Source organism: uncultured Kiloniella sp. (genome assembly GCF_937128705.1).
Lineage (GTDB): Bacteria > Pseudomonadota > Alphaproteobacteria > Kiloniellales > Kiloniellaceae > Kiloniella.
On the sequence record NZ_CAKZMP010000041.1, the window covers coordinates 42,882 to 53,000 of the forward strand.

The following is a 10,119-nucleotide window of genomic DNA, read 5'->3' on the forward strand; positions in this document are numbered from 1 at the left end:
ATGTCAGAAATTTATTTAACCCTTCTTCTCATGCTTACACTCTTTGCTCTTTTAGGGTCTGGGGTCTGGGTTGCCTTCTCCCTGTTTGGTGTCGGTATCTTTGGGATGGCCCTCTTCACTGACGCCCCTGTTGGCGATGTCCTCGCAACAACCGTTTGGGGTGCCAGTAATCACTGGGCGCTTGCAGCCCTTCCACTATTTATCTGGATGGGTGAAATCCTGTTCCGATCTCGCTTGTCCGAAGACATGTTCAGTGGCCTGTCCCCCTGGATGGGAAAGGTGCCGGGCAAACTGCTCCACGTAAATATTTTTGGCTGTGCTATCTTTGCAGCCGTATCTGGCTCGTCTGCAGCAACAGCGGCAACCATCGGGAAAATGTCAATTCCAGAATTGTCAAAGCGCAAATACCCCGAAAGCATGATGATCGGAACTCTGGCCGGATCAGCCACCCTTGGCTTACTTATACCCCCATCTATCATCCTGATCGTTTATGGCGTTGCTACCGAGCAATCCATCGCCCGTCTTTTCATCGCAGGTGTCATACCCGGCCTACTTCTCGTCGGCTTGTTTGTCGGCTTTGTTATTATTTGGGCACTAATGAACAAAGACATTTTGCCAGATGTAATCGAAGAAATCTCATTGGGCGAAAAGCTTAAGCGCGCAAAAAGTCTCCTTCCTGTTGTCATACTGATTAGTGGCGTCATCGGTTCAATTTATACCGGAATCGCTTCACCTACAGACGCTGCGGCTGTTGGCGTTGTTCTTGCTCTTCTTTTGTCTTGGTTTACGGGCGACTTGAACAAAACAACATTTTTCGAAGGGCTGATGGGCGCGACGAAAACATCCTGTATGATCGCTTTTATTCTAGCCGGCGCTGCCTTTTTAACGGTTGCAATGGGCTTCACAGGCATTCCCAAGCTATTGGCAGAATGGATTGGCGGCCTAGAGCTCAGCCCCTACGCTCTTCTAGCTGCACTTACGGTATTCTTTGTTGTACTGGGCTGCTTTCTCGACGGCATCAGTGTTGTCGTTCTAACCACATCCGTTATCATGCCAATGGTAGAACAGGCCGGAATTGATCCACTTTGGTTTGGTATCTACATTGTGATTGTTGTTGAAATGTCACAAATCACACCACCGGTCGGCTTCAATCTTTTTGTCTTACAGGCCTTAACCGGGCGAAATATCTTAACCGTTGCAAAGGCTGCCCTACCGTTCTTTGGTCTGCTGGTTCTTGCGCTGGCTATTATTATTGCCGTACCAGAAATCGTCACCTATCTTCCCAATAATATGTAAGCAGGTTTTAACACCATCCACGAGATAACCCGTTCTATTAATCAAAAGGTCCCAGTATGTCTGACACACCCAAAACCCCGCGCCACATCGTTTCATCGGAACACCTGGCCAGTGATCAAGGGTGGCAGATGAGCGAACTGGAATACGGTTTGATAATTGCCTTTAACGGTTTTTCCCGCTGGATGGTGCGTTGTATGAATGCTGCGGGGCATCAAGACTTTAATCCGCTTGATGTTCTGGTGCTCCACAACGTAAATCATCGCAACAGGGAAAAGCGGCTAAACGACATCTGCTTTGTTCTTAATGTTGAAGATCCGCATACCGTGAACTATTCTCTGAAGAAGCTGATCAAGGGTAAGCTGGTCAAGGGCACAAAAAAAGGGAAAGAGATTTTCTATTCTACCACAGAAGAAGGCGCAGAAGCCTGCTCTGAATACAGAAAAATTCGCGAACTCTGCCTGATTGATCCTGCGGTAGCGACAGATACCCGATTTGACGAAGTTGCCCACACAGCACAGATTTTACGTAGCATTTCAGGCCTTTACGACCAAGCCTCCAGAGCGGCGGCGTCTCTTTAGCCCCTTAAAAATCAAACGCATTCTGCCTATTTAGTTTCGTCGCACCCTTTATTGACTCGTAAAATTTGCGAAATGATCCCACTTGTTCTAACGTAAATAAATAATAAGAATACGAGAACAGGCGTATTCAGTGGAACAAAGTTCCACATAAAAAATAAAGGGATTAGTGAAACCATAAAAATAATGGTGCACTAGAAACGTCAGGAATAGAGCAACCATTCAAGATACAGCTTTGTATTTTCTTGTGAATTGCTCTTGGGGCAACGAACATGGGATCGACCAGTAACCACGCAACACATGTGGAAAATACATTAGAAACAAATGGTGCCGCACAAACCGAAATCGCGGCGTCTTGGCGGCGCTCGAAACTATTGCATCATCTCTCCCCTGATTACAGGCGCCCCCCTGAACGCATATCTTCGCACGAACTGAAACAAGCCCGTGAAAAATTGGGCCCGCTGATTCACACAGCAGAAACCAGTTTAGACAATCTGTATCTTGCAGTGGGAAATGCAGGTTGTTGCGTTGTCCTTGCAGATGCAAGCGGCATTGCCGTTGATCGGCGCGGCGCGGGCAGCGACGAAAAGACTTATGATGAATGGGGCCTTTGTACCGGGGCTTTATGGAGTGAAGAAAGTGAAGGCACCAATGGTATTGGCACCTGTATCGTTGAACAACGCGCGTTAACAATTCACAAAGACCAACATTTCCATAGCAAGAACATAAACTTGTCTTGTAGTGCGGCCCCCATATTTGATCACGAAGGTCATCTATTGGCGGCCATTGATGTTTCCTCCAGTCGCGCGGACCTGACACCAGATTTTGCGAGGATTATTTCGCTTTCTGTGATCAATGCGGCAAGACAGATTGAATCAGAGTACTTTCGCCAAACCTATCATAACGCAGACATCGTATTAGCGACGCCACCTGCCGAACAAAAAAAATCTTCAACAAACTTACAGACGGCCCTATTGGCAGTTGATCAAGACGGCATTGTCATTGGCGCTTCACGGGGGGCACGCCGCATCTACGGACTTAAAAACGGCCCCTTGAAAGAACCCATTTTGCTTGCTGATTTACAGGGCAAACAGGTTAATCACGCCAAAGAGTATGAATTGGCTGAACGTCGGGTTATTTTGCAAGCTCTGGCACACACTGGTGGCAATATCTCTGCCGCAGCCACCGCTATGGGGATAAGCCGCGCCACGTTACATCGGAAAATAAAGTTTATGAAGTTGGCGATCTAACCAGATCAATAAAACGCCTTCCCTTATGCCAATCTGGTTCTTGCGCCAATCAAGGCCACTTTTACTTTGAACGAACAGGCACATCGTACTTCTTTAGAAGCCGTCGAAATTGATGATAACTCAACGACAAGGCTTGCGCGGCATCAGTTTGGTTAAACTGATACTTTTCTAGTGTTTGCGTAAGAATTTTTCGCTCAAAGCCCGAAACTGCTTTCGCAAAGTCATCAATGGCCAGACTCTTGTTCTCGACAAGTCCATCTTGTTTCTTATCAGTTGCCCCAAAACGCCATGGGCTGTCAAAGGGGTCAATATATATCTCATCAATAGCGACGTCAGAAACTGGCAACCTGCAAATCGTACGCTCAACAGCATTCTTAAGCTCTCTGACATTACCAGGCCAAGCATAGCCAACAAGCTGTCTTCGCGCCTGCTCCGAAAAGCCGGAAAAAAGATCACGCCCCACCTCCCGCGTAACTTCCAGAGCAAAGTGATGAGCTAAAGTCAAAATATCCCGCGGCCGAACTCGTAAAGGCGGTAGCGTAACAACATCAAAAGCCAATCGATCCAGCAAATCAGCACGAAAACCACCTTCCTCGGCCAAAGCAGGTAAATCCACATTAGCAGCCCCAATTACTCGGACATCAACCTGGAGTGTTTCGCTACCCCCTACCCGCTCAAATTCACCATATTCAATAACACGCAGCACTTTCTCCTGCACCGCACTGGACGCTGTGGCAATTTCATCCAAAATGAGTGTCCCACCATCTGCCCGCTCAAATCGCCCGACATGTGTCCGCTGTGCCCCGGTAAATGCCCCCCTCTCATGCCCAAACAGTTCACTTTCCAGCAAGCTATCGTTTAAGGCAGCGCAGTTAATCTTAACCAAAGGACCATCCCAGCGACGGGACAGGTAATGTAAACGAGACGTAAACAACTCTTTGCCTGTTCCCCGCTCCCCGACCACAAGACAAGGCTTATCAATCATGGCTAGCTGAGATGTCTTTTCGACCACATCCAAAAAATGAGGATCTTCACCGATTATGTTAACTAGAGAGTCCATATAATTAGCTATAATAGTTATCGATTTTCACCATTAAATATCGATAATAATAATTAACATTTCAAGCAATTCTTTTAAACTATTGTTTTTATACGAAGATTAAAACTGGCACACCTCGTGCAATCTATCTAAGTATTCTTACTCCTCGAAAGGAAATTGTTATGAGTATCTTTTCCCGTCTGACCGACATTGTTAATTCCAACATCAATTCATTGTTGGACCGTGCGGAAGAACCGGAAAAAATGGCCCGTCTTATGATTCAGGAAATGGAAGATACCTTGATTGAGGTACGCTCATCTTCTGTAAAGGCAATCGCCGATAAAAAAGATATCGAAAAGAAGCTAACCGCACTTGAGACATCTAGAGCTGAATGGGCCACCAAAGCAGAATTCGCCCTATCAAAAGGCCGTGACGATCTTGCCAAAGGTGCCCTTTTGGCAAAAAGAAAAATTGAAGAGCAAGCCGGCGCCCTTCAAACGGAGTTGGGTTATATAGAAGAAAGCCTCGCCAAATCTAGCGACGACCTTTCAAAGCTTCAGGTAAAGCTCGACGAAGCCAAGGCAAAGAAAAAGTCGATGGAAATCCGTTTAAACACAGCGGAAAAAAGAGTTAAACTTCGCAAGACAACCTACGACGGTCGCGTTGACGATGCTCTGGCCCGCTATGATAATCTGGAACGTAAAATCACAGAGCTTGATGCCGAGGCTGATTCATACGATCTTGGAAAATCCAAGACACTTAATGATGAGTTCTCTGAATTGGAAGCTGAATCAGAAATTGCCGATGAACTCGCGGCACTTAAAGCAAAAATGGCCAAGCCTAAAAAGTGATGCCTTCACCTATAACGGTCCAGAGCGGCCGGGATTTAGAATAAACAGATTTTAACTGAGAAAGAATTTAAAACAATGAGCTTCGCTGTAGCTTTCTTCGTCCCCTTGGTAGTGTTTTTATCTATCGTTGCCCCGCTCTGGATCATTTTTCACTACATCACAAAGTGGAAAACAATGAAAAAACAAGATCTGGGAAATGGTATGGTTGCCGTCCCCAAAGATGAGCTTTTAAAAATGCGTGACGTTGCGAGAAAGTTGGCAGATCGCGTTGCCACGCTTGAAAAAGTGCTCGAACAGGATTGATCGTCAAGCCTTTCATCCACGCAGCAGCAACTTCACCGCAATAGATTAAGCGACCGGAAGAGAACGGGATATTAAGATGCAAAATCATAGAAAAAAATCAGGCTGTCACAGTTACCAGGCTCACCACCACCAAGGGCCTGTAAAAAGAGTCACACGCGCGTTGGCTGACCGTTTTGGCGTCCCAAGGAAGCTTGTTCTGGCCGCCTTTATCATTGGCTTATTCATTAACTTTGTTTTGACCTTAATCGTTTTTTTTCTCTCCCTCTACTGGATAAATAACCCCGGTCGGTTAGAGGAAAAGTTCAACAAAATGGCTAACAAAACAAAAAACTGGATGAACGGAACAAGCTCTCGCAGCACTCAGACACAATATGCCTACGCAGGCGCACAACAAACATCATCCCGTCCAGACGGTCATGATAACCACGACAGTGATGATTTGGATTTCTCTGAACTTTGTCGCGAGTTCGAAGATCTGGAACGGCGAACAGCTGATATGGAAAAGCACGTATCTTCTGAAGAATACAAACTCAATAAAGAGTTCCAAAAAATGAGAAAAGATGGCGACGCTTAACACTCATCGATCTTTTCCAAACAATACCTATTTGATTATCCGTACAAAAACCGCTCTGGAATTCAGGGCGGTTTTTTGTGCAACACCACAATATTAAGTATAATATCACATAGAAATTACCCCGAATATTCCCAATCCATCTCAAGCTTTTCACGCCACGCAAACTTATCAAGATGAATGGTAATAATTCCTTCGATCTTTTCTAACCTGACGCTATCCTCCGCTTGGCAAAAAAAGGATAATGTATTTTCATTGGCCTCTATCACACAGTCACCAATGCCAAAATCGACTGTTCCCTTTTCCGGCGTGTATTGAACCGAAACTTTATGCGCAAAGTGTTTACAAAGCTGCTGTAAATATTTCGAAGCATGTTCGGTTTTGACCGACGCCTTCATCGTCATTGGCAAAATTTAAATCTCCTGGTTTTTATAATTTTACGGATTGAACCGCTTTTCGTCTTTTACCGTTATCTTCACAACATACTTATACGTTATGAATTTTATTTACCCTGAACGGATGCAGCCCAATAGACACCATCTAGAGGAACCGGCTGAAACCGATCAAAATACGTGCCTAGTGTTTCTTCTGGCGCCAAAAACCTGAAACGGTCAGGGTGAAGCCACTTTGCCATAACCTGTACGGCAACAACGTTCATCGGGCTATTATAGAAATGATGCCAAATAGCATAGGCCTTTCCTTGTTTAACAGCCTCTAGCTCTCTCAATTCAGGGCGAGAAAGCGCCGACGTTAAGCTTTTTTCAGCCCTGTCTTTATCCGTATTAGCCCCCAACTGAATAAACTGCGGGAAACGTTCTTCGGTCATGGTAGATCCAATCGCCGTGCCGATATAAACCTCAGGTTCGTTCAGCAGCAGATACTCACGACTAACCGAACCATGTGTCCCCAGTATCATCTCTCCAAAGACGTTCCGCCCCCCAGCAGCGTCAATAAACCGCCCCATCATACGCTCTCCGATGGCCTCGCAACACTCAGCTCCCAGACCGACCCGAGATTCCATAAATACCGTTGGACGAATGAATTCATTCGGCAGAGCATCTGTAACAAGATCAAGTTGTTCTCGGTAAAAGGCTAAAAACTCTTCTGCCTCGTTCTCTCGCCCCAACAGCTTACCAAGAATCTCAATACTCTTAGGTGTGTTCACCAGCGGATCGATCCTGAAATCCAGAATAACAACGGGAACCCCCGCAGCCTCTAACGTCGCAAGAAGCTGTTTGTCTTTATCATTTGGGCCGTGACCACTTGATAACCCAAAAAATGCAACATCCGGCGCCACAGACAAGGCCTGCTCTAAGCTAAACGATGATGAATTACTGCCCCCAATCCGCGGGATATCGTCAAGCCGTGGATATCGACGGCTATATTGGCCATATGATGCAGGATCATATTTTTCAAATTCGCCCATCATCCCGACAACACGCTGTGTCGGGTCTTTCCTATCCAGTATCGCCAAGCTAGGAAGGTAGCGTCCCTCTCCCAGGATTAACTTTTCTACTGGCACATTAATTTCTACAGACCGACCCGCTAAATCAGTTATTGTCACGGTCTGGCCTGCATTCGCTTGCCCCAAGAACAAACACCCAAGTAACAAAGCTATGGAAAATTTCCCAAACACATACCCAAACCTATACATCGACATTAAAACTCATACTTTGCAGCAAGAAGGAATGTACGTCCCGGGTCGCCATAGGGTGTATATCGCGAACTGTCATACCCAACATTCGCACGATCTACATAATCTTTATCAAACAGATTTTTGACATCAACACGCAATGACAAACCATCAATGTCTTCCGGGTACCATTCGGCATAAAGACCCGCGACAAAATAGCTGTCCAATGCATTGCCGCCATTCTTCTTGGTATCATCATTTTCCAAGGCACCTTCGCCGGTAGCTCCCGCACGTAAGCCAAGATCAGGCCAGGAATACCCTGCCTCAAGACCATAGGTATCCCCCATGAGAATCCCTTGGTAGGCAAGGGTACTCACGGGAACATCCCCGTCGACACGCACATGCGTTTTGGAATAAGACCCCCGCACAAACCCATCCCCAAAGCTATATTTTGCAGACGCATTTACACCTTTGCTGACAACATCGTGCTGGGTACCACGGTTACTGTTCGAAACATCATGTGAATCATCAATCTTGGTGTAGAAAACATTACCATCAAAGGTAAAATTTCCCTCTTCGACCACGAAGCCCGCTTTGTAATTAAAAGAACGCGAGGGAGCCAGATCGTCATAGTTCCAACGCACACCAAATGCACTCCAGTAATTCTGAACCCCGATTTCAGTCATCGGCACACCACCCCAAGCGGTACCAGCACCCGCGTACCCCATAAGCCAGGGGGTAACATCATACTCGCCGCTAAAGTTACCGCTCAACCCGGCATTATCCAGGGTGGTTCCTTCATTACCTTCCAGATGATTATAGTCAAACCTACCTCCAAAAGAGACCCGGGCTTCGTCCGTCAGGGATAGTCGCGCCTGCGTAAACACACCGATATCGTACACTTCTTCTTTATAGTTAGCATCATTTTCACGCCCGCCTTTTCCCCTATCAATATAGAAGTCCGCGCCCGAGGTGATTTTTCCAAAACCCGTTGTGAAGGTATTAGAAGCCTTGCCGTTTATTGTGGTGATATCTGAAACAATGCCTTCGCCAACTGGTGTATTTTTAATATCCGCAAAGAGAGATGTATCCGTATAGCTCAGACTAAAACGTGGATCCCAAAGGTCCGTTGGTGTCTCGTCCCCAATAGAAAGCGAGAATGATTTTCTCTCATAATCAACACGCTGAGGTACGTCAGATGGATTACTTGAACCACCAAAGTTAGCCCGTACCGGACGAATACCATCATCTTTGGTAAACCCACCCGTCAATTTAACCCGGTATCCATTATCAGCACTGTACCCCACCTTTAGAAGGCCGCTTTGCATCTCGGGCTTTGTCCCCGCGACTTCATGCCCTTTCCCGTCAGAATAATTATCGCCGCTGTCATTAGAGCCATACACCAAGACGTCAAAGTTATTATACTGTGCAGCCAGCGCCATATTCTCTGAAAATCCGCCGGTATTACTGTTAAAGGTCAGCTTTCCATAACCACCAAAGGCTTCATCGATATCCAGAAAATCGCGCCCGTCCTTTGTTTCATAAGAAATAGAACCTCCTAACGCTTCTGGTCCTGCATCTGCCGGAGCAACCCCTGTTTCAATCTTCACAGCCTTAAGCAACTCGGGATCAATAATCGCAGTACCAATATGGTGAAAAGTTTTTGTCACCTGCCGTGCCCCATCGACATCAACAGCTAATTTTGTATCTTCTATCCCGTTCACATAAACCTTTTGCCCAATAGCAATCGGCGAACTCACCGCGACGCCGGGTTCTTGCCGGAACACATCCTTGATGTCTTGCGGATTAATACGCTCCAAGGCTTCCTGATTCACATGGACACCGCCCGTTAGAACATCTGCCTTACCGTCAATATAAACCGGGTCAAGAAGAATACCCTGGTCATCGTTGGCGGCCTCAGACTCAATGATAAGAGGATCTTTTTCCACTTCCTGTGCCACAGCACCCGAAGGCAAAGCGATCAATGCCGCCGTTCCCAACAAAAGCCCCTTTAGATTACTTTGGCTAAAATCAAATAAATGTTTAGAAACAAGTTTGGGGCGTGTTCGCATAGCAACCTCAGCAATCAAAAATCTTTACTAATTGAGAATGCTTCTTATTATTACCTACTCAGATTTAACACCAGACAGAATGCTTTTGCAAAAACGTTTCTTTCATTTGCAACAAACGCTTTTACATACATCAAATTCGCATGGAGCCCCTATGCCGTCCTCAGAAATCAGCAACCACACCATGCGCAAGAACCTGACTTATGAAAATCAGATAAAAGAAACCACCTTGTTAAAAATGGGAACACCTGCGCTGAACAAACCAACACCTGAAGACAAATCAGTTGCGTCTGATAGGACAATCCTAAAAGGCAACATAAGCAACAATCGATACGCTTCATCCCTACAGGTGCATGCGACAGACACTATCGAAGTTCATAATCATCAAGCAGAGGCGATTGTAGGGCCAAGCCTAAAAATATGCCTGATTATTCATGGTAAAATAGAGGGAACCCTGGGTGATGATCATTATTCTCTGGATGCAAATAATGGCCCTAAAGGATACATCTGGGCATTACCACGTCCTATCCTC

Annotated in this window: 11 protein-coding genes; 7 read left to right on the forward strand and 4 right to left on the reverse strand. The window is 46.0% G+C overall.

Annotated elements, in window-relative coordinates:
* From Q0241_RS02470 to Q0241_RS02480, 3 genes are all read left to right on the forward strand, one after another.
* Window positions 1-1,296, forward strand: coding sequence for a TRAP transporter large permease subunit (locus Q0241_RS02470; protein WP_299372527.1), 1,296 nt, complete (start codon window positions 1-3; stop codon window positions 1,294-1,296).
* A gap of 56 nt (window positions 1,297-1,352) precedes the next feature.
* The gene (locus Q0241_RS02475; protein ID WP_299372529.1) at window positions 1,353-1,874 is read left to right on the forward strand and encodes a winged helix DNA-binding protein; all 522 of its coding nucleotides are present in this window, start codon (window positions 1,353-1,355) and stop codon (window positions 1,872-1,874) included.
* 269 nt (window positions 1,875-2,143) lie between these two features.
* Window positions 2,144-3,121 (forward strand): helix-turn-helix domain-containing protein, encoded by a 978-nt coding sequence (locus Q0241_RS02480; protein WP_299372532.1) that lies wholly within the window; start codon window positions 2,144-2,146, stop codon window positions 3,119-3,121.
* 61 nt (window positions 3,122-3,182) lie between these two features.
* Here Q0241_RS02480 and pspF read toward each other — a convergent pair whose 3' ends face one another.
* A complete protein-coding gene (pspF, locus tag Q0241_RS02485; protein ID WP_299372535.1) occupies window positions 3,183-4,181 on the reverse strand; it encodes a phage shock protein operon transcriptional activator in 999 nt (332 codons plus the stop codon).
* Window positions 4,182-4,342: 161 nt separating this feature from the next.
* Here pspF and pspA point away from each other — a divergent pair, with 161 nt between their 5' ends.
* From pspA to Q0241_RS02500, 3 genes are all read left to right on the forward strand, one after another.
* Entirely contained in the window at window positions 4,343-5,011 is a 669-nt protein-coding gene (gene pspA, locus Q0241_RS02490) for a phage shock protein PspA (RefSeq protein ID WP_299372538.1), read from the forward strand.
* Window positions 5,012-5,086: 75 nt separating this feature from the next.
* Window positions 5,087-5,314, forward strand: coding sequence for a hypothetical protein (locus Q0241_RS02495; RefSeq protein ID WP_046509633.1), 228 nt, complete (start codon window positions 5,087-5,089; stop codon window positions 5,312-5,314).
* Window positions 5,315-5,390: 76 nt separating this feature from the next.
* Window positions 5,391-5,888 carry a hypothetical protein gene (locus Q0241_RS02500; protein ID WP_299372550.1) on the forward strand — a complete coding sequence of 166 codons (498 nt, stop codon included), beginning with the start codon at window positions 5,391-5,393 and terminating at the stop codon, window positions 5,886-5,888.
* A gap of 116 nt (window positions 5,889-6,004) precedes the next feature.
* On the opposite strand, the gene Q0241_RS02505 is transcribed toward Q0241_RS02500, so the two are convergent.
* The 3 genes from Q0241_RS02505 to Q0241_RS02515 all read right to left on the reverse strand — a co-directional run bounded on the left by Q0241_RS02505 (window position 6,005) and on the right by Q0241_RS02515 (window position 9,590).
* Window positions 6,005-6,289 carry a DUF2218 domain-containing protein gene (locus Q0241_RS02505; RefSeq protein ID WP_299372552.1) on the reverse strand — a complete coding sequence of 95 codons (285 nt, stop codon included), beginning with the start codon at window positions 6,287-6,289 and terminating at the stop codon, window positions 6,005-6,007.
* 98 nt (window positions 6,290-6,387) lie between these two features.
* Window positions 6,388-7,545, reverse strand: a complete 1,158-nt coding sequence (locus Q0241_RS02510; protein WP_299372555.1) for an ABC transporter substrate-binding protein — start codon at window positions 7,543-7,545, stop codon at window positions 6,388-6,390.
* Window positions 7,545-9,590: a TonB-dependent receptor gene (locus tag Q0241_RS02515; protein WP_299372558.1), complete on the reverse strand. Its 2,046-nt coding sequence runs from the start codon at window positions 9,588-9,590 to the stop codon at window positions 7,545-7,547. Before Q0241_RS02515 ends, Q0241_RS02510 begins: the two co-directional genes overlap by 1 nt.
* Before the next feature lie 151 nt (window positions 9,591-9,741).
* Between Q0241_RS02515 and Q0241_RS02520 the strand changes: the two genes are divergently transcribed.
* Window positions 9,742-10,119, forward strand: a 378-nt coding sequence (locus Q0241_RS02520) for a hypothetical protein (RefSeq protein WP_299372561.1), incomplete at its 3' end; no start/stop codon positions are given.